The 19290-nt window shown below is 74.8% G+C and carries 17 protein-coding genes and 1 tRNA gene; 4 read left to right on the plus strand and 14 right to left on the minus strand.

Annotated elements, in window-relative coordinates; all coding sequences use genetic code 11:
• The first annotated feature begins 141 nt into the window (after positions 1 to 141).
• A complete protein-coding gene (locus tag EPD83_RS10395; protein ID WP_128366970.1) occupies positions 142 to 1293 on the plus strand; it encodes a MalY/PatB family protein in 1152 nt (383 codons plus the stop codon).
• Positions 1294 to 1303: 10 nt separating this feature from the next.
• Here EPD83_RS10395 and EPD83_RS10400 read toward each other — a convergent pair whose 3' ends face one another.
• From EPD83_RS10400 to ald, 11 genes are all read right to left on the minus strand, one after another.
• Complete coding sequence (locus EPD83_RS10400) at positions 1304 to 1999, minus strand: class I SAM-dependent methyltransferase (RefSeq protein WP_128366971.1); 696 nt, start codon at positions 1997 to 1999, stop codon at positions 1304 to 1306.
• Positions 2000 to 2260: 261 nt separating this feature from the next.
• Positions 2261 to 2334: transfer RNA gene (locus tag EPD83_RS10405), tRNA-Pro, on the minus strand.
• A 229-nt stretch (positions 2335 to 2563) separates the two neighbouring features.
• Positions 2564 to 4033: a ribosome biogenesis GTPase Der gene (der, locus tag EPD83_RS10410; protein WP_235950485.1), complete on the minus strand. Its 1470-nt coding sequence runs from the start codon at positions 4031 to 4033 to the stop codon at positions 2564 to 2566.
• Between the two features lie 82 nt (positions 4034 to 4115).
• A complete protein-coding gene (gene cmk / locus EPD83_RS10415) occupies positions 4116 to 4814 on the minus strand; it encodes a (d)CMP kinase (RefSeq protein ID WP_128366973.1) in 699 nt (232 codons plus the stop codon).
• A 23-nt stretch (positions 4815 to 4837) separates the two neighbouring features.
• Positions 4838 to 5920, minus strand: a complete 1083-nt coding sequence (locus EPD83_RS10420; RefSeq protein ID WP_165566564.1) for a prephenate dehydrogenase — start codon at positions 5918 to 5920, stop codon at positions 4838 to 4840.
• Positions 5921 to 5936: 16 nt separating this feature from the next.
• Positions 5937 to 6827, minus strand: a complete 891-nt coding sequence (locus tag EPD83_RS10425) for a pseudouridine synthase (protein WP_128366497.1) — start codon at positions 6825 to 6827, stop codon at positions 5937 to 5939.
• Entirely contained in the window at positions 6824 to 7456 is a 633-nt protein-coding gene (gene scpB, locus EPD83_RS10430; RefSeq protein ID WP_128366498.1) for an SMC-Scp complex subunit ScpB, read from the minus strand. Before scpB ends, EPD83_RS10425 begins: the two co-directional genes overlap by 4 nt.
• Entirely contained in the window at positions 7449 to 8390 is a 942-nt protein-coding gene (locus tag EPD83_RS10435; protein ID WP_205859495.1) for a segregation and condensation protein A, read from the minus strand. Before EPD83_RS10435 ends, scpB begins: the two co-directional genes overlap by 8 nt.
• Before the next feature lie 5 nt (positions 8391 to 8395).
• Positions 8396 to 9283: a ParA family protein gene (locus tag EPD83_RS10440; protein ID WP_165566565.1), complete on the minus strand. Its 888-nt coding sequence runs from the start codon at positions 9281 to 9283 to the stop codon at positions 8396 to 8398.
• A gap of 87 nt (positions 9284 to 9370) precedes the next feature.
• Positions 9371 to 10282 carry a site-specific tyrosine recombinase XerD gene (locus tag EPD83_RS10445; RefSeq protein WP_407676024.1) on the minus strand — a complete coding sequence of 304 codons (912 nt, stop codon included), beginning with the start codon at positions 10280 to 10282 and terminating at the stop codon, positions 9371 to 9373.
• A 29-nt stretch (positions 10283 to 10311) separates the two neighbouring features.
• On the minus strand, positions 10312 to 11427 hold the full coding sequence (gene ald, locus EPD83_RS10450) for an alanine dehydrogenase (protein WP_128366500.1): 1116 nt from the start codon (positions 11425 to 11427) through the stop codon (positions 10312 to 10314).
• A 125-nt stretch (positions 11428 to 11552) separates the two neighbouring features.
• Here ald and EPD83_RS10455 point away from each other — a divergent pair, with 125 nt between their 5' ends.
• A complete protein-coding gene (locus EPD83_RS10455; protein WP_128366501.1) occupies positions 11553 to 12203 on the plus strand; it encodes a hypothetical protein in 651 nt (216 codons plus the stop codon).
• 315 nt (positions 12204 to 12518) lie between these two features.
• On the opposite strand, the gene hisS is transcribed toward EPD83_RS10455, so the two are convergent.
• On the minus strand, positions 12519 to 13889 hold the full coding sequence (hisS, locus tag EPD83_RS10460; protein ID WP_165566570.1) for a histidine--tRNA ligase: 1371 nt from the start codon (positions 13887 to 13889) through the stop codon (positions 12519 to 12521).
• Positions 13890 to 13927: 38 nt separating this feature from the next.
• A complete protein-coding gene (locus EPD83_RS10465) occupies positions 13928 to 14629 on the minus strand; it encodes an MBL fold metallo-hydrolase (RefSeq protein ID WP_128368370.1) in 702 nt (233 codons plus the stop codon).
• A 79-nt stretch (positions 14630 to 14708) separates the two neighbouring features.
• On the opposite strand from EPD83_RS10465, the gene EPD83_RS10470 reads away from it, so the two are divergent.
• Together EPD83_RS10470 and EPD83_RS10475 are read left to right on the plus strand one after the other, a co-directional pair.
• On the plus strand, positions 14709 to 15536 hold the full coding sequence (locus EPD83_RS10470; RefSeq protein WP_165566566.1) for a peptidylprolyl isomerase: 828 nt from the start codon (positions 14709 to 14711) through the stop codon (positions 15534 to 15536).
• Positions 15537 to 15538: 2 nt separating this feature from the next.
• On the plus strand, positions 15539 to 16900 hold the full coding sequence (locus EPD83_RS10475; protein ID WP_128366459.1) for a DUF349 domain-containing protein: 1362 nt from the start codon (positions 15539 to 15541) through the stop codon (positions 16898 to 16900).
• Positions 16901 to 16945: 45 nt separating this feature from the next.
• On the opposite strand, the gene EPD83_RS10480 is transcribed toward EPD83_RS10475, so the two are convergent.
• Positions 16946 to 19282, minus strand: coding sequence for a RelA/SpoT family protein (locus EPD83_RS10480; protein ID WP_128366458.1), 2337 nt, complete (start codon positions 19280 to 19282; stop codon positions 16946 to 16948).
• Positions 19283 to 19290 lie beyond the last annotated feature (8 nt).

The raw sequence follows: 19290 nt of genomic DNA on the forward strand, positions 1-19290 counted from the left end.
AGTCAGACGAGCGTTAGCGTGGGCCACGAGAACCTCCGGGCGGAGTAGGACTTAGACACCCACACCCCACCCGGAGGTTCTCCTCGTCGTCAACGCCTATCCGTCACCAACGTCCTGGCCGGGTACACCTAGGGTGGCGCCATGAGCGAGGAGATCCTGGGGGCGGACGAGGCCGAGCTGCGCGCGACGCGCACGAGCGTCAAGTGGCGGGCCTACGGCCCGGACGTCCTGCCCCTGTGGGTGGCCGAGATGGACGCGCGCCCGTGTCCGCCCGTCGTCGAGGCGGTGACCGCCGCCGTCGCCCGGGGTGACACCGGGTACGGCTGGGGGCCGGGCTACGCCGCCGAGGTCACCCGCTACGTCGCGGACTCCTGGGGCTACGCGGTCGACCCCGCGGACACGGCCGTCGTCGCCGACGTGATGACCGGGGCGAGCCAGATGCTCCGGGTGCTCACCGACGAGGGCGGTCCGGTGGTCGTCTCGCCGCCGGTGTACGACGCGTTCTTCGGCTTCGTCGAAGCCGTCGGACGGCGGCGGGTGGAGGCCCCGCTCGGGGCGGACGGCCGGCTCGACCCGGCCTCCCTGGAGCGCGCCTTCGCGGACGCCACCGCGGGGGGCGTGCGGGCCGCCTACCTCCTGTGCAACCCACAGAACCCGACCGGCGCGGTGCACTCGGCCGACGAGCTGGCGGCCGTCGCGCAGCTGGCCGAGCGGTACGGCGTCCGCGTCGTCAGCGACGAGATCCACGCACCGCTGGTCCACCCGGGGGGACGGGCCTTCACGCCGTACCTCTCGGTGCCCGGCGCCGAGCGGGGCATCGCCGTGTTCTCGCCGTCGAAGGGCTGGAACCTCGCCGGCCTGAAGTCCGGGGCGGTCCTCGCCGGCCCGGGCGCCCGTGCGGACCTGGCCCGCCTGCCCGAGATGTACACCCACGGCTCCTCGCACCTCGGCGAGATCGCGCACGTCGCCGCCATGCGCGAGGGCCGCGAGTGGCAGGCGGCGCTGCTCGGCGAGCTGACCGCCAACCGCGACCTGCTGGGGCGCCTGCTCGCGGAGCACCTGCCGGGCGTGCGCTGGAGCGTGCCCGAGGCGACCTACCTCGCCTGGCTGGACTGCCGGGACCTCGGGCTCGGGGACGACCCCGCCGCGGTGTTCCGGGAGAAGGGGCGGGTCGCCCTCGGCATCGGCACCCGCTACGGCGCGCAGGACGGGCGCGGCTTCGTCCGGCTCAACTTCGCGACGTCGCCGGCGATCCTTCAGGAGGCCGTGCGCCGGATGGCCTCGGTGCTCTGAACCGGCGCCGTCAGCCCGCCCCGGCGGGTGGGTCCCGGTGCAGCACCGCGACCCAGAGGTCGGCGCCGCCCGGGCTCCCGGGCAGGGGCCGCCGCTCGAGGCGGTCCAGGTGAACCTCGTCGGTGGCCAGCGCCCGCACCTCGTCCTCGTCGAGGGGCCACGGCGGCTCGGCCGGCGAAGGCGCGCCGCGCTCCCGGACGAGCTGCGCGACGAGCAGCGTGCCGCCCGGGGCGAGGAGGGAGCGCACGGCCGTCGTCGCCCGGTGCCGGACCGTGGCGGGCAGCGCCTGGAGGGTGAAGACCTCGACGACGAGGTCGAAGACCCCGACGAGGTCGTCCGGCAGGTCCAGCAGGTCCGCGACCCGGTAGTCGACGGCGGAGTCGGGGTAGCGGCTCGTCACGAGGTCGACGGCGGAGGGGGCGACGTCGAAGGCCGTCGTCGCCCAGCCGTGGACCGCGAGGTGCTCGGCGTCGGCGCCCAGGCCCGCGCCGACGACGACGGCGCGCCGTCCCTCCCCCGGGCCGGTCGCGGCGACGAGCTCGGCCACCGCGGGGAAGGGCGCGGTGCGCGACCACGGCAGGTCGAGCTGCCCCCGTGCGGCCTCGCCCCACAGCTCCTCGTACCAGCGGGTCGGCTCGCCGTCGGCCACCGCCCGCACCGCGAGGACGGCGGTGCGCGGAGCCCAGGCGCGCTCGCCCCCGGTCACTCCCACTCCTCGCGCCGGCGCGGGCGCAGCGTCCGGCGCGGCGAGGTCCTGTCCCGGGGCCAGATGCCCGCGACGAGGTCGAGCAGGAAGTCCATGATCGCGTGCATCGTCGCAGCCCCTCCGGTCGGTCCGGGACCACGCTAGCCCCCGTCGGGGCTCGCGGTCAGTCTCTGCGGCCGCGCGGGGTCCGGCGTCGCGTGTCCGGGCCCAGGAGCACGAGAGCGGCCGGCCGACATCCGTCGACCGGCCGCTGACCTCGCGTCGGGCTGACAGGATTTGAACCTGCGACCCCTTGACCCCCAGTCAAGTGCGCTACCAAGCTGCGCCACAGCCCGTGGCTGCTCCCGCAGGAGCGTCGAAACCTTATCCCACCGGCTCGGCGCCGACCCAATCGGTCCGGAGCCGGCCGCGGCACTGGACAAGGGAAGTCCGGGGTTCGCGCGCCCGGTCTTCCGGTGTGTACCCCGGCCTTCCCGGATGGGGCGGGAAAGTCGGGGCGCGGGAGGGGCGGGAACGTCGGGGCGCGGGAGGGGCGGGAACGTCGGGGCGAGGGTGGGGGCGGGGTCAGCGGCGGTTGCGGCGCTTCTCGCGGACCCGGACGCTGATCTCGATCGGGGTGCCCTCGAAGCCGAACTCCTCGCGCAGCCGGCGCTCGACGAAGCGGCGGTAGCCGGCCTCGATGAAGCCCGAGGCGAAGAGGACGAACCGCGGCGGGCGCGTCCCGGCCTGGGTGGCGAAGAGGATCCGCGGCTGCTTGCCGCCGCGCACCGGGTGCGGGTGGGCCGCGACGACCTCGCCGAGGAAGGCGTTGAGCCGCGCGGTCGGGATGCGCGACTCCCAGGAGTCCAGCGCCCGGTCGATGGCCGGGACGAGCCGCTCGAGGTGCCGGCCGGTGCGGGCGGACACGTTGACGCGCGGCGCCCAGGGGATCTGGACGAGGTCGCGCTCGATCTCCCGCTCGAGGAAGTGCCGGCGCTCCTCGTCGGTGAGGTCCCACTTGTTGTAGGCGACGACGAGCGCGCGCCCGGCGTCGATGACCTGCTGGACGATCCGGACGTCCTGCTCGGCGAGGGTCTCGTGGGCGTCGACGAGGACCACGGCGACCTCGGCCTTCTCCAGCGCCGTCTGGGTGCGCAGCGAGGCGTAGAAGTCGGCGCCGCGGGTCTGGTGCACGCGGCGCCGGATGCCGGCGGTGTCTACGAACCGCCAGGTCCGCCCGCCGAGCTCGACGATCTCGTCGACGGGGTCGCGGGTGGTGCCGGCGACGTCGTCGACGACGACCCGGTCGGTGCCGGTCAGCTTGTTGAGCATCGAGGACTTGCCGACGTTGGGCCGCCCGAGCAGCGCGACCCGCCGGGGCCCGCCGCGCCCGTAGGCGGCGACCTGGGAGACGGTCGGCAGCACCTCGAGCAGCGCGTCGAGGACGTCGCCGCTCCCCCGCCCGTGCAGCGCCGACACCGGCCAGGGCTGCCCCAGGCCGAGGTTCCACAGGGCGGCGGCGTCGGCCTCGGTGCGCTCGTCGTCGACCTTGTTGGCGACGAGGACCACCGGCTTGCCCGACCGGCGCAGCAGCCGGACGACCGCGGCGTCGTCGTCGGTGGCCCCGACCGTGGCGTCGACGACGAAGAGGACGGCGTCGGCGAGGTCGACGGCGATCTCGGCCTGCTCGGCGACCCGCAGGTGGATGCCGGTGGCGTCGACCGCCCAGCCGCCGGTGTCGACGAGGGTGAAGCGGCGCCCGGACCAGTCGGCGTCGTAGGCCACCCGGTCGCGGGTGACGCCGGGGACGTCCTCGACGACGGCCTCGCGGCGGCCGAGCACCCGGTTGACGAGGGTGGACTTGCCGACGTTCGGCCGGCCGACGACGGCGACGACCGGCGCCGGGGCGACGATCTGGCCGTCCTCGTCGACGAGGCCCTCGGCCTCGAGCAGGGCGCGGTCCTCGTCGGAGAGCTCGAACTCCTCGAGTCCGGCCCGCAGCGCGCGCTCGACGGCGGCGGGGTCGCGGGTCTGGGTCGGCTCCTCGGTACTCACCCGACCATTGTCCCGCACCCCCGCGGGTGGTCCGGACCACGCCGGACGCGGCCGCTGGGGGCCGCGGGCGGGCCGCCCCGGCTCAGGCGCCGTCGGCCGCGGTCTCCCCCGCGACGACGTCGAGCACGGCCTCGATGCTGCCCTCCAGCGACAGGTCCGAGGTGTCGACGAGGGTGACGCCCTCGGCGGCCTCGTCGAACCGCGAGACGGTCGAGTCGTCGCGGTCCCGGCGCACGACCTGGTCGCGGGTGGCCTCGAGCGAGGAGGCGTCGGCGTCCCCGTGCAGCTCGGTGCTGCGCCGCCGCAGCCGGGCCTCCTCGGAGGCGGTGAGCAGCACCCGCACCCGGGCGTCCGGGGCGACGACGGTGGTGATGTCGCGGCCCTCGGCGACGACCCCGCCGGTGCGCTGCGCGATGCTCGCCATGAGGTCGCGCTGGCGCTGCTGGAGCACGGGACGGACCTCGCGGTTCGTCGCGACGGCGGACACCGCGGTGCTCACCTCCGTGGTGCGGATCGCGGCGGTGACGTCGGTGCCGTCCACCGTGACGCGCACCTCGCCGGGGTCGGTGCCGAGGTCCAGCGGCAGCGTGCGGGCGGCCTGCGCCACCGCGGCCACGTCGGCGAGGTCGGTGCCGCGCTCCAGGCACCACCAGGTGAGGGCGCGGTACATCGCGCCGGTGTCGAGGTAGCCGACCCCGAGCCGCTCCGCGACCGCCCGGGCGACGGTGCTCTTGCCGGACCCGGACGGCCCGTCGATGGCGATGGTGAGCGGGGTGGTCATGGCCGCCGAGCCTAGCGGCGGGCTCAGCCGTGGATGCGCCAGCCCCGGCCCGCCAGGCCCTCGGCGAGGGCGGCGGCGGCGGCCGGCACGACGTCGACCTCGGCGACGCCGAAGTCCTGGCCGAGCCCGTGGTCGAGGTGGAACTCCTCGATGTTGGCGCCGATCTCGCCGACGTCGGCGAACAGCCGGCCGAGCTGCCCGGGCTCGTCGGGGACGAGGACCCGGACCGTCTCGTAGACCGTCGACGCGCCGCCGTGCTTGCCGGGGATGCGGGCCTGGCCGGCGTTGCCGGCGGCGATGGTCCGGGCGATGGTGCCGCGGGCGCCCGGGGCGTCGTCACCGGCCTCCAGGGCCGCGAGGGCGGCGACGACGGCGGTGAGGTCGTCGGCCAGCCCGGTGAGCACCGCCCGGACGGCGCGGGCGTTGCCCGCGAGGATCTGGGTCCACAGGTGCGGGTCGCTGGCCGCGATCCGGGTGACGTCGCGCAGCCCCTGGCCGGCGAGGGCGACGGCGTCCTCGTCGAGGTCCTCCAGGCGGGCGGCGACGAGGCTCGCCGCCAGCTGGGGCACGTGCGAGACGGCGGCGACGGCCCGGTCGTGGACGTCGGGCGGGACCTCGCGGACGGCGGCGCCGGTGGCGCGGGCCACCTCGGCGACCCGGGCGGTCACCTCCGGGCGGGTGTCCGGGGTCGGGGTGAGCACCCAGGCGCGGCCGTCGAAGAGGTCGTGACGTCCGGCGACGGCGCCGGAACGCTCCCGACCGGCCATCGGGTGCGAGCCGCAGTAGCGCGTCGTGTCGCCCCCGGCGGCCCGGACCGCCGCGAGGACGGTGCCCTTGACCGACGCGACGTCGGTGACGGCGGCCTCCGGGAAGCGGACGAGGGCGCCGAGGACGCAGCGGGCGACGACGTCGGGCGGCGCGGCCACGACGACGAGCTCGGGGTCGGGCTCCTCCCCCGCCGTGGGCAGCCGGCCGGCGCCGAGGTCGCGGGCCAGCGCGGCGTGCGTGGGGATGGCGTCCTCGAGGGTCACCTCGTCGCCGTGGCGGGTGAGCGCCAGCCCGAGCGAGGTGCCGATGAGCCCGGTGCCGACGACGTGGACGCGCATCAGCGCTCCCCGCGCGTCACAGGCCCGCGGCCTTGTAGAGCGCCGCGACCTCCGCCGCCGTGAGCGCCCGCCACTTGCCCGGCTTGGTGTCGCCGAGCCGGACGGGGCCGACCTCGGTGCGCACGAGCGAGATGACCGGGTGTCCGACGGCGTCGAGCATCCGCCGCACGATGTGCTTGCGGCCCTCGTGGAGGACGACCTCGACGAGCGCCTTGCCGGGCTGGGAGTCGACGACCCGGAAGGAGTCGACGGACACCGGCCCGTCCTCCAGCTCGACGCCCTCGCGGAGGCGCCGGCCGAGGTCGCGCGGCACCGGCCCGGGGATCTGCGCGAGGTAGGTCTTGAGCACGCCGTAGCGCGGGTGCTGCAGCCGGTGCGCGAGGTCGCCGTCGTTGGTGAGCAGCAGCAACCCCTCGGTGTCGGCGTCGAGCCGCCCGACGTGGAACAGCCGCTCCTTGCGGGCGCCGACGTAGTCGCCGATGTCGACCCGGCCGAGCTCGTCGCTCATCGACGTCACGACGTTGAGCGGCTTGTTAAAGGCGAGGTAGACCCGCGACTCGTCGAGCTGGACGCGCTCGCCGTCGACGTGGACGACCTGCGTGGGGCGGATACGGACCCCGAGCTCGGTGACGGTCTGGCCGTCGACCTCGACCCGGCCCTGGGCGATGAGGTCCTCGCAGACCCGACGCGAGCCGACGCCGGCGGCGGCGAGCAGCTTCTGGAGCCGGACGCCGTCGGGGTCGTGGACGTCGACCACGGGCCGCTGCGGCTCGGGCTTGGTGCGGGTCGGCTGGCTCCTGCGGGTGTTGCCGACGCCGGGCGGGCGGCCGGGCTGCTGCCCGCTCCCCCGCTGACGCTGCTGGCGGTCGCCGGCGCGCCGGCCTCCTCGGCCCTTGGGCGGGGTCATCCGCGGCCTCCTTCGGCGATCTCGTCGAGCACGTCGACCTCGGGCAGGAACGGCGCGAGCGCCGGCAGCTCCTCGAGCCCGCCGAGGCCGAGGCGCTCCAGGAAGTACGACGTCGTGCCGTACAGGGTGGCCGTGGACTCCGGGTCCTGCCCGACCTCCTCGACGAGCCCCCGGGTGAGCAGGGTGCGGATGACGCCGTCGACGTTGACGCCGCGCACGGCCGCGACCCGTGAGCGGGACACCGGCTGGCGGTAGGCGATGACGGCGAGGGTCTCCAGCGAGGCCTGGGTGAGCCGGGCCTGCTGGCCGTCGAGGACGAAGCGCTCGACGACCGGGGCGTACTCGTGGCGGCTGTACATCCGCCAGCCGCCGCCGACCTCGCGCAGGGTGAAGCCGCGGCGCTGCTCGGCGTAGCCGGCCTCGAGGTCGGCGAGGGCGTCGCGCACGAGGTCGGTGGGCTGCTCCAGGGCCGAGGCGAGCGCGGCGGTCGTCACCGGCTCGTCGACGACCATGAGCACGGCCTCGAGGGCGGCCGGGATGCCGCCCGGGAAGTCGGCGACGTCGAAGGCCAGCTGGTCCTCGGGCGTGGGCGGCGACGGCTCCCCGGTGGGGGCGTCGTGGTCACTCATCGGGGGTCTCCTGCGGCGGGGGCTCGGGGGCGGGGGCGGCCGGGGCGCCGTCCGGCGGCTCGTCGAACTCGCCGGTGACCTCGACCTCGCCGTCGTCGGGGCCGGTCCAGCGGACGGTGAGCTCGGCGAGGGCCTCGGCCTGCTCGAAGCCGATGGCGGACTCGCGGAACAGCTCGAGGAGGGCGAGGAAGCGGGCGACGACGACGAGCGTGCTGTCGGCGTCCTGGACGAGGCTCCGGAAGGACGCGACCCGCTCGCGGCGCAGCCGCGAGCCGAGGACCGCGGCCTGCTCCCGCACGCTGACGGCGGGGGCGTGCAGGTGGGCGAGCCCGACGGTGGGCGGCGCCTTCGGGGTCATGGCCCGGGCGGCGATCGCGGCCAGCTGCTCGGGGGTCACCGTCATCACCAGCTCGGGGAGCAGGGCCGCGAGGTGCGGCTCCAGGGCCACCGCGCGCGGGTGCCGGCGGCCCGCCGTGGCCATCCGCTCGCCGAAGGTGCGGGCGATGTCCTTGAAGGCCCGGTACTGCAGCAACCGGGCGAAGAGGATGTCGCGGGCCTCGATGAGGGCGAGGTCCTCCTCGTCCTCGGGGCCGGCCTGCGGCAGCAGCCGGGCGGCCTTGAGGTCGAGCAGCGTGCTCGCGACCACGAGGAACTCGGTGGCCTGCGAGAGGTCCCAGGCGCCGCCGGACTCGCGGGCGGCCCGCAGGTGGGCCATGAACTCGTCGGTGACGCCGGCCAGGGCGATCTCGGTGATGTCCAGCCGGTGCTTGCTGATGAGCCCGAGCAGCAGGTCGAACGGGCCCGAGAAGACGTCGAGGTGCACCTCGAACGGCGTCACCGCGGCCCGGCGGGTGATGACCCCGCCCGGGACGGCCGGCGGCGCCGCGGGCGCGGCGAGCGCGGTGTCCTCCGGCGCCCCGGGGGGCGGGCCCACCGGGGTCAGGCCGCCCCGCCGCGGGCGATGAGCTCGCGGGCGAGCTGGCGGTAGGCGTCGGCGCCCTTGTGGGTGGACTCGTAGGTCGTGATGGGCTCGGCGGCCAGCGTCGCGTCGGGGAACTTCACCGTCCGCGAGATGACGGTGTGGAACACCTGGTCGCCGAAGTGCTCGACGACGCTGGCGACGACCTCGCGGGAGTGCAGCGTGCGGCCGTCGTACATCGTCGCGAGGATGCCGTCGATGACGAGGCGAGGGTTCAGCCGGTCGGTGATCTTCTCGATGGTCTCCACGAGCAGGGCGACCCCGCGCATGGCGAAGAACTCGCACTCCAGCGGGATGACGACGCCGTGGGCGGCGGTGAGGGCGTTGACGGTGAGGAGGCCGAGCGAGGGCTGGCAGTCGACGAGGACGACGTCGTAGTCGTCCATGACCGGGCGCAGCACGCGGGCCAGGATCTGCTCGCGCGCCACCTCCCCGACGAGCTGGACCTCGGCGGCCGACAGGTCGATGTTGGCCGGGACGACGTCCAGGCCCTCGACGGCGGTGTGCTGGATGACGTCGCGGATGTCGTGGCCGCGCTCGACGAGCAGGGTGTAGACGGTGACGTCGAGCTCGTGGGCCGGCACGCCGAGGCCGACGGACAGGGCGCCCTGGGGGTCGAAGTCGACGAGGAGGACCCGCCGCCCGACCTCGGCCAGGGCCGCGCCGAGGTTGATGGTGGTCGTCGTCTTACCGACGCCGCCCTTCTGGTTGCACATGGCGATGACCCGCGCCGGGCCGTGCGAGGAGAGCGGCTCCGGCTCGGGGAACGCGGGGAGCGGCCGGCCGGTGGGGCCCACCTGTCCCTGTCCGTCGATGCGGATCTGGAACGCGGCGTCGGTCTCGCCCAACTCTCCAACTCCCCGGTGGCGTACGTCGGTCAGCCTCGCGCTGATCGCTGCGCCGACCCTATCAGCGGGCGCGCCCCGTCCCCGAGGTCACCGGGCCCGGGGGTGGCTCTGGGCGTAGACCTCGCGCAGCTGCTGGACGGTGACCCGCGTGTATATCTGCGTCGTCGTCACCGAGGCGTGGCCGAGCAGCTCCTGGACGACCCGGACGTCGGCGCCGCCCTCGAGCAGGTGGGTGGCGAAGGAGTGCCGCAGGGTGTGCGGCGAGAGGTGGCCGGGGAGGTCGGCGCGCTCGGCGCAGGCCCGCAGCACGGCCCAGGCGCTCTGCCGCGACAGCCGCGCGCCCCGTGCGCCGAGGAACAGGGCCGGCGTCCCGCGGCCCTTCGCGGCCAGGACCGGGCGGCCGCGGACGGTCCAGGCGCCGACCGCCGTCGCGGCGTACGAGCCGAGCGGGACGACCCGCTCCTTGCCGCCCTTGCCGCGCAGCCGGACGACCCCGTCGCTCGTGTCGAGGTCGTCGACGTCGAGCCCGACCGCCTCCGAGATGCGCGCGCCGGTGCCGTAGAGCACCTCCAGCAGCGCCCGGTCGCGCAGGGCCGCCGGGGTGTCGCCGACCGCCGCCGCCCCGAGCAGCCGCTCGACGGCGTCCAGCGGGATGGCCTTGGGCAGCCGGTCGGGGGTGCTCGGCGGCGCGACGTCCCGGGCCGGGTCGGCCTCCAGCACGCCCTCGAGGGCGAGGAAGCGGTGCAGGCCGCGGACGGCGACGAGGGTCCGGGCGGCCGAGGACGCCGCGAGGGGTCGGTGGTCGTCGTCGCCCTCGCGCAGGCGGGCGAGGAACTCGGCGACGTGCGCCGGGGTGACGTCCTCGGGCCGCTCGACCCCGGCGGCGGCGAGGTACCCGCTCCAGCGGGCGAGGTCGCGCCGGTACGCGGCGAGGGTGTGCGCCGACATCCCCCGCTCGACGTCGAGGTGGGTGAGCCACGACTCGACGGCCCGGCCCACCGGGGTGGGCCGGACGGCCGGCGCGTCGGTCAGGAGAGCACCTCGGCCACCGGCGTCGACTCCATGCCGAAGGCCTCGGCCACCGCGGCGTAGGTGACGTGCCCGCCGTGGGTGTTGAGGCCCTTGGCCAGCGGCTCGTCGGCGCGCATGGCGTCGGCCCAGCCGGCGTCCGCGAGGCGCAGCGCGTACTGCAGCGTGGCGTTGGTGAGGGCCCAGGTCGAGGTCTCGGGGACCGCGCCGGGCATGTTCGCGACGCAGTAGTACATCGAGTCGTGGACGGCGAAGGTCGGGTCGGCGTGGGTCGTCGGCCGGCTGTTCTCGAAGCAGCCGCCCTGGTCGATGGCGACGTCGACGAGCACCGAGCCGGGCTTCATCTGCGTGACCATCTCGTCGGTGACGAGCTTGGGCGCCTTGGCGCCGGGGATGAGGACGGTGCCGATGACGAGGTCGGCCTCGAGGACCTGCTCGCGCACCGACATCGCCGACGACGCGATCTGCGCCACCCGGTTGTCGTAGCGCCAGAAGCTCATCCGCAGCTTGTCCAGGTCGGTGTCGAGGAGGGTGACGTCGGCGCCCATGCCGAGGGCGATGTTCGCGGCGTTCTGGCCGGCCACCCCGGCCCCGAGGACGACGACCTTGGCGCTGGCGACGCCGCCGATGCCGCCCATGAGCACGCCGCGGCCGCCCTGGGCCTTCATCATCGTGTGCGCGCCGACCTGCGGGGCGAGGCAGCCCGCGACCTCGGACATCGGGTAGAGCAGCGGCAGCAGCCCGGACGGCAGCTGCACGGTCTCGTAGGCGATGGCCGTGACACCGGTGTCGACGAGCTCGCGGGTCAGCGGCTCGTCGGCGGCCAGGTGGAGGTAGGTGAAGAGGGTGAGGCCCTCGTGCAGCCGGTGGTACTCCTCGGCGACGGGCTCCTTGACCTTCATCACCATGTCGGCCTCGCCCCACACGTCGTCGGCGCTGCCGATGATCCGCGCGCCCTGGGAGGCGAACTCGTCGTCGGTGATCGAGGAGCCGAGCCCGGCGCCCTTCTCGACGAGGACCTCGTGGCCGTGGCGGGTGAGCTCGTTGACGCCGACCGGGGTGATGCCCACCCGGAACTCGTTGTTCTTGACCTCGCTGGGGATGCCGACCTTCACGGACCAGACCTGCCTGTCGTCACGGGGGGATGGACACGCACGCCCCGCCCTGCCTGCGCCGGCGGGACCGCGATGGAAGTCTAGTGGTGGGGCGGGACCGTCCCGACAGCCCCGAGGAGGACCCGATGAAGGCCTACAGCGACCTCAAGGGGCGACGCGTCGTGCAGCTGGTCTCCGACGTCGGCGTCGTCGTCTGGGTCTACCTGTGGGTCCGCATCGCGCTGCGGGTGCACGAGACGACGCTCGCGCTGGCCGAGCCCGGGCGACGCCTCGAGGAGGCCGGGAACGGCTTCCGGGGCCGGATGGACCAGGCGGGCGACCAGGTCGACGGGCTGCCGCTGCTGGACGACCGGGTCGCGGCGCCGTTCCGGTCGGCCGCGGGCATCGGCACCGACTTCGCGGCGGCCGGGCACGACCTCGTCGTCGCCGTCGAGCGGTTCGCCCTCGTCCTCGCGCTGACCACCGCCCTGGCCCCGATCCTGCTCGTCGTCGGCACCTGGCTGCTGCTGCGGCTGCGGTTCGTCCGGCGGGCGACCGCGGCGCGGCGGTTCGTCAACGCGGCGCCGGACCTCGACCTGTTCGCGCTGCGGGCCATGGCGAACCAGCCGATGCCGCGCCTGGCCCGCATCTCCGACGACCCGGCCGGCGCGTGGCGGCGCGGGGACCTCCAGGTCATCCGCGCCCTCGCCGTCCTCGAGCTCAAGGAGTCCGGCCTCAAGCCGCCCCGCCCTCCCCGCCCCGTCCGCCCCGGCCCCCCGGACCGCTCCCGCGCCTGACCCCCCCAACCCCCGCCGGACATTTCGGGGTGACCCCGAAATGTCACGGAGCCCCCGGTTCGTAGGTCGTGTCTCGAGGACAAACCGGGGTGTCGACCCCGACGACCGCCCCGACGCGCCCTTGGCGGCCAGACCTGCGCGGCCCGGCCCCTCCCGGGCGTCACGTCGTCCCACCCCCCTGGACATTTCGGGGTCACCCCGAAATGTCACCGAGCCCCGGGTTCGGAGGTCGTGTCTCGAGGACGAACCGGGGTGTCGAGCCCGACGACCGGCCCGACGCGGCGTCGGGCGATGCGAGCGGGGTCGGTGGCGGGGTCAGGGGGCGGTGACGACGACGGCGGGGCGGAGGTCGGCGGGGGGGCAGACCCAGGTGGTCGCGTCGGCGTCGGTCTGGGCGCCGGAGCGGATGTCCTTGACCTGGTCGCCGCCGTCCTCGGCCGCGCCGGGGAACCAGACGTAGGGGATGCCGCGGCGGTCGGCGTAGCGGATCTGCTTGCCGAACCTCGCCGCGGCGGGCGCGACCTCGCACGGCACCCCGCGCGCACGCAGCGCAGCCGCGACGGTGTCGGAGCGGCGCCGTGACTCCTCGTCGACCACCGCGACGAGCACGGCCGCCGGGGTGGACCGGGTCGCCGTCAGCCCGCGCCGGGCCAGGAGCAGCTGCACCAGGCGGGTGACGCCGATGGAGATGCCGACCCCCGGGTAGGTCGTCCGGCCGTCCGAGGCCAGCGAGTCGTACCGGCCGCCGGAGCTCACCGAGCCCCAGTCCTCGGCGCCGACGAGCTGGGTCTCGTAGACGGTGCCGGTGTAGTAGTCCAGGCCGCGGGCGATGGCGAGGTCGGCCACGAGGGTCCCCGGCGCCTGCTCCTCGCCGGCCCGCACGACGGCGGCCAGCGCGGCGAGGCCCTCGTCCAGGGTCGGGTGCGACACGCCGAGGGCGCGCACCCGCTCGACGAACGAGGTGTCGGCCGTCCGGATCGAGGCGAGCGCGAGCACCTGCTCCGCCTGCTCGGCGGTGGCCCCGCCCTCGAGGAGCAGGTCGCGGACCTTCTCGGCCCCGATCTTGTCGAGCTTGTCGACGACCCGGAGGGTGCCCTGGACGTCGGTGAGGCCGAGGCCGAGGTAGAAGCCCTCGGGGACCTTGCGGTTGTTGACGAGGATGCGGAACTCCCCCACCGGCAGGCGGCGGAAGGCCTCGGCGACGACGAGCGGCATCTCGGCCTCGAGGTGCGGCGGCAGCTCGCCGACGTCGACGACGTCGATGTCGGCCTGGGTGAACTCGCGGTAGCGGCCCTCCTGCGGACGCTCGCCGCGCCACACCCGCTGCACCTGGTAGCGGCGGAACGGGAAGTGCAGGCGCCCGGCGTGCTCGAGCACGTACCGGGCGAAGGGCACGGTGAGGTCGAAGTGCAGCCCGAGGCCGCCGTCGGTGCCGCCGCGCTCGTCGGACCGGGCCGCGAGCCGGGTCACGCCGTAGATCTCCTTGTCGGCGTCGCCGCCCTTCCCGAGCAGCCGCTCGACCGGCTCGACGGCACGGGTCTCCAGCGGGGTGAACCCGTGCAGCTCGAAGACCTCGCGGATGACGTCGAGGACGTGCAGCTCGGCGAGCCGCTCGGCGGGCAGCAGCTCGGGGAACCCCGAGATCGGGGTCACCTTGACGGCCCGGGCGCTCTCCGGAGCCGGCACCGGGCCGCGGTCGGCGGCGGACTTCTCGACGGGCTCGCTCACGCGATCAATCCTTGCAGGTAGGGGTTGGTGGCCCGCTCGTGGCGCATCGTCGTCGCCGGCCCGTGGCCGGTGAGCACGAGGCTCGTGTCCGCCAGGGGCAGGACGACGTCGCGCAGCGAGGCCCGCATCGCCTGGTCGTCGCCGCCGGGCAGGTCGGTGCGTCCGATGGCGCCGGCGAACAGCACGTCACCGGAGACGACGGTGCGGTCCAGCCCCTCCTCGGGCGGCAGGCCGTCGGGCACGCCGTCGAGGGTGAAGAGCACCGAGCCCTCGGTGTGGCCGGGGGCGTGCAGCACCTCCAGCTCCAGGCCGGCGAGCTGCAGACGCTGCCGGTCGGCGACCTCGACGACGCGCTCGGGCTCGCGCCAGGTGGCGGCCCGGCCGAACTGCTCCTCCATCATCGCGAGCAGCGCGCGGTCCAGCCCGGCCAGCGGGTCCACGAGGCGGTAGCGGTCCTCGTCGTGGACGTACGCGGCGGTGTCGCCGCCGCACACCGGCGTCACGGAGTACACGTGGTCGACGTGGCCGTGGGTCAGCAGCACCGCGGCGGGGCGCAGCCGGTGCTCCTCGAGGGCCGTCCGCAGGGTGTCCTCGACCCCGATGCCCGGGTCGACGACGAGGCACTCCTCCCCCGGCCCGGGGGCCAGCACGTAGCAGTTGGTCCCGAAGGCGGCAGCGGGGAAGACGGTGACGAGCACCCAGGGAGCGTAACGAGCGGGGTGCCTACACTGGGCGCGCCGACCGGGCGACGACGACGCGAGGACGAAGGACCACGGGGTGACCAAGAAGCAGGAGCGGGCCCGCCAGCGCCGCCGCTGGGAGAAGCGCCGGGCCACCCAGGCCCGCAAGGCCGAGCAGCGCGCCCGGCTCACGCGCGTCGGGGCGGTCGTCGGCGTGGTCGTCGTGGTCGTGGGGCTCCTCGGGGTGCTCGGGGCCACCCTCGGCGGCTCGGACGAGGCCGCCCCCGCCGCGTCGTCGAGCGCGGGCGCCTCCCCCTCGCCCAGCGGCACGACGCTCGCCGGCTGCGAGACGCCCCCGCCGCCGCTCGGCACGAGCTCCGAGCTCGACCTGCCGGACAAGAGGACCGCGGCGGGCAGGACCTTCACCGCCACCCTGACGACCACCTGCGGCGACATCGTCGTGCGGCTCGACGGCACGAAGGCGCCGCAGGCCGTCGCCGCCTTCGTCGCCCTGGCCAAGGCGAACTACTACCAGGACTCCCCCTGCCACCGGCTCGTCACCGCCGAGACCCTCAAGGTGCTCCAGTGCGGCGACCCGACGGGCACCGGCTCCGGCGACCCGGGCTTCGGCTACGGCGTCGAGAACGCCCCGAAGGACGGCAGGTACCCCCGCGGCACGCTGGCCATGGCCCGCACCCAGGACCCGGAGAAGGGCACCGGTGGCCAGTTCTTCGTCGTCTACGGCGACTCCACGCTGCCCGACCCCGACGGGTACACCGTGTTCGGGCGGGTGACGAAGGGGTTGGATATCGTCGACAAGGTCGCCGCCCAGGGGGTGGCGCCGAACGACGCCAGCCCCGACGACGGCTCGCCCGCCGCACCGATCAGCATCCTCCGGGTTGCTGTCACCGAGGAGAAGTCCTGACCGTGTCCGAGGACCAGCCCCCCGCCCGTCCCGCCGTCCCCTCCCCCGCCGCGCTCGCCGGCCGGGTCGCGCCCCGGCCCCCGGCCGCCGCACCCGCCCCCGAGACGCACTCCGAATCGGCCCGCTTCGGCCGGGTCGACGACGAGGGCCGGGTGTTCGTCACCAGCGGCGACACCGAGCAGGAGGTCGGCTCCTACCCCGGCGCGACCCCCGAGGAGGCCCTCCAGTACTTCGCCCGCAAGTACGACGAGCTCGCCGCCTCCGCGGAGCTGCTCGAGACCCGGCTGGCCACCCCCGAGGTGTCGGCCAAGGAGGTCGCCGACGGGCTGAAGACGCTCAAGGACCACATCGCGACGACCGGGGTCGTCGGCGACCTGCCGGCGCTGCACGCGACGGTCGAGCGCGTCGAGACGGGCCTGCAGGCCAAGCGCGCCGCGGAGTCCGAGCAGCGTCAGGCCGCCCGCGCCGCCGCGAGCACCGAGCGCGAGGCCATCGTCGCCGAGGCCGAGAAGATCGCCGGGCAGCCGCCGGCCTCCACCCAGTGGAAGCAGAGCGGTGAGCGGATGCGCACCCTGCTGCAGGACTGGAAGAACCACCAGCGCAGCGCCGCGAAGCTCGACAAGCCGACCGAGGCCGCGCTCTGGCAGCGCTTCAGCCACGCCCGCAACTCCTTCGACAAGAACCGCCGGGCCTGGTTCGCCGAGCTGGAGACCACCCGCGCCGACGCCAAGCAGGCCAAGCAGCGGCTCGTCGCCGAGGCCGAGGCCCTGTCCCGCTCCACGGACTGGGGGCCCACGGCCCGGGCCTACAAGCAGCTCATGGACCGCTGGCGCCAGGCCGGCCGGGCCCAGCGCCAGGACGACGACGCCCTGTGGGAGCGCTTCCGGGCCGCCCAGGACGCCTTCTTCACGGCCAAGGACGCCGCGGCCGCCGCCGAGGACGAGGAGTTCCGCGGCAACCTCGCCGTCAAGGAGGAGCTGCTCGTCGAGGCCGAGGCGCTCCTGCCCATCCAGGACCTCGAGGCGACGAAGACCACCCTGCGGGGCATCCAGGAGCGCTGGGACGAGGCCGGCAAGGTGCCGCGCGGCGACATGGAGCGGGTCGAGAAGCGGATCCGCCGGGTCGAGACCGCCGTCCGCGAGGCCGAGGACGCCAAGTGGTCGCGGACCAACCCCGAGGTCGCGGCCCGCGCGCAGTCGATGGTCGACCAGCTGGAGGCGTCCGTGGCCAAGGCCGAGGGCGAGGTCGCCAAGGCCGAGGCCGCCGGCGACGAGAAGCGGGCGCGCACGGCGCGCGAGCGGCTCGCCGCCCAGCAGCAGTGGCTGGACCAGGCCCGGGCCGGGCTGTCCGAGTTCGGCGGCTGATCCCGACCGGTCCCGTCGCCCGCCGGGCGCCCGGAAGGCCCGGGCTCAGGTGTCCCGGCGCCCGCCGGTGACGCGCTCGGCGTCGAGCACGCCGTCGACCTTCTGGACGGAGCGGATGACGTGCCCGAGGTGGCCCGGGTCGCCCATCTCGAAGGTGAAGCGGAGCACGGCCACCCGGTCGCGGGAGGTGTGCACCGACGCCGACAGGATGTTCACGCCGTTGTCGGAGATGACCCGGGTGACGTCGGACAGCAGGCGGGAGCGGTCCAGCGCCTCGACCTGGAGCTGGACGAGGAACAGGCTCCCCGCGGTGGGCGCCCAGTCGACCTCGATGATCTTCTCCGGCTGGGCGAGCAGGGAGTCGGCGTTGGAGCAGTCGCGGCGGTGCACCGACACGCCGCTGCCGCGGGTGACGAAGCCGAGGATCTCGTCCCCGGGCACCGGGGTGCAGCAGCGGGCGAGCTTGACCCAGACGTCGGACATGTCCTTGACGACGACGCCGGGGTCGCCGGAGCGGCGGCGCTGCACCGGCCGGGTGACGACGGGCATCGTCGCCTCGGCGATGTCCTCGCTCGCGCCGTCCTCGCCGCCGACCGAGGCGACGAGCCGCGAGACGACGTGCTGGGCCGACACGTGGCCCTCGCCGACGGCGGCGTAGAGGGCGTCGATGCCGGGGTAGCGCAGCTCCTCGGCGACGCCGGTGAGGGACTCCAGGGACATCATCCGGGTGAGGGGCAGGCCCTGCTTGCGCATGACCTTGGCCAGGGCCTCCTTGCCCTCCTCGATCATCTCCTCGCGGCGTTCCTTGGTGAACCAGTGCTTGATCTTGTTGCGCGCACGGGCGGAGCGGACGAAGGAGAGCCAGTCGCGCGAGGGACCGGCGGAGTCGGCCTTGGAGGTGAGCACCTCGACGACGTCGCCGTTGTCGAGCCGGCTCTCCAGCGGCACGAGGCGGCCGTTGACCCGCGCGCCGATGCAGTGGTGCCCCACCTCGGTGTGCACGGCGTAGGCGAAGTCGACGGGGGTGGCGCCCGCGGGCAGGCCGACGAGCTGGCCCTTGGGGGTGAAGACGTAGACCTCGCTCGCGGTGATCTCGAAGCGGAGGGACTCGAGGAACTCGCCGGGGTCGGCGGTCTCCTTCTGCCAGTCCAGCAGCTGGCGCAGCCACGCCATGTCGTTGACCGGGCCGGTCTGGCCGTCGCGGACCTGGGCCCCGGGCGCCTGCCCGGCGCCCTTGGCGGCCGGGTCCTCCTTGTACTTCCAGTGCGCGGCGACGCCGTACTCGGCGCGGCGGTGCATCGTCTGGGTGCGGATCTGGATCTCCACCGGCTTGCCGCCCGGGCCGATGACCGTCGTGTGCAGCGACTGGTACATGTTGAACTTCGGCATCGCGATGTAGTCCTTGAAGCGCCCCGGCACCGGGTTCCACCGGGCGTGCAGCGCCCCGAGGGCGGCGTAGCAGTCGCGGACGGTGTCGACGAGGACCCGGACGGCGACGAGGTCGTAGATCTGGTCGAAGTCGCGGCCTCCGACGATCATCTTCTGGTACACGGAGTAGTAGTGCTTGGGGCGGCCGGTGACCAGCGCCTTGATCTTCGCGGACTTCAGGTCGCTGCCGACCTCGTCGCGGACCTGCTGCAGGTACTCCTCGCGGGCCGGTGCCCGCTCGGCGACGAGCCGCACGATCTCGTCGTACACCTTGGGGTAGAGCGCCTGGAAGGACAGGTCCTCGAGCTCCCACTTGATGGTGTTCATCCCGAGCCGGTGCGCGAGCGGCGCGTAGATCTCCAGGGTCTCCTTGGCCTTGCGCTGGGCGCTCTCCTGGCTCACGTACCGCCAGGTGCGGGCGTTGTGCAGCCGGTCGGCGAGCTTGATGACGAGCACCCGGATGTCGCGCGCCATGGCGACGACCATCTTGCGCACCGTCTCGGCCTGCGCGGCCTGCCCGTAGGTGACCTTGTCGAGCTTGGTGACGCCGTCGACGAGCATCGCGATCTCGTCGCCGAAGTCCCGGCGCAGCGCCTCGAGGCTGTAGGCGGTGTCCTCGACGGTGTCGTGGAGCAGCGCGGCGGCGAGCGTCGTCGGGGTCATTCCGAGCTCGGCGAGGATCGTCGTCACCGCGAGCGGGTGGGTGATGTAGTCGTCCCCGCTGCGCCGCTTCTGCCCCTCGTGGGCACGTTCGGCGACGGCGTAGGCGCGCTCGACGATGGCGATGTCGGCCTTGGGGTGGGTGCTGCGGACGACCTGGAGCAGCGGCTCGAGGACGGGGTGGCTCGGCGGCTTGCTGCGTCCGACGCGGGCCAGCGCGGCCCGGGCGCGCGCGCGGGAGCCGGCCCCCGCCGATGTCGTCCCGGGGGCGGAGGTCGCCGCGTTCTCCGCCATGGCGGAAG

The organism is Phycicoccus flavus (genome assembly GCF_004025965.2).
Lineage (GTDB): Bacteria > Actinomycetota > Actinomycetes > Actinomycetales > Dermatophilaceae > Phycicoccus > Phycicoccus flavus.

Bases quoted from the DNA above. Each gene is read 5' to 3' on its own strand.
- EPD83_RS10480 (WP_128366458.1), bottom strand. From the start codon at position 19,282: ATGGCGGAGAACGCGGCGACCTCCGCCCCCGGGACGACATCGGCGGGG.
- EPD83_RS10425 (WP_128366497.1), bottom strand. From the start codon at position 6,827: ATGACCCCGCCCAAGGGCCGAGGAGGCCGGCGCGCCGGCGACCGCCAG.
- EPD83_RS10455 (WP_128366501.1), top strand. From the start codon at position 11,553: ATGAAGGCCTACAGCGACCTCAAGGGGCGACGCGTCGTGCAGCTGGTC.
- EPD83_RS10395 (WP_128366970.1), top strand. From the start codon at position 142: ATGAGCGAGGAGATCCTGGGGGCGGACGAGGCCGAGCTGCGCGCGACG.
- cmk (WP_128366973.1), bottom strand. From the start codon at position 4,814: ATGACCACCCCGCTCACCATCGCCATCGACGGGCCGTCCGGGTCCGGC.
- scpB (WP_128366498.1), bottom strand. From the start codon at position 7,456: ATGAGTGACCACGACGCCCCCACCGGGGAGCCGTCGCCGCCCACGCCC.
- EPD83_RS10420 (WP_165566564.1), bottom strand. From the start codon at position 5,920: ATGCGCGTCCACGTCGTCGGCACCGGGCTCATCGGCACCTCGCTCGGG.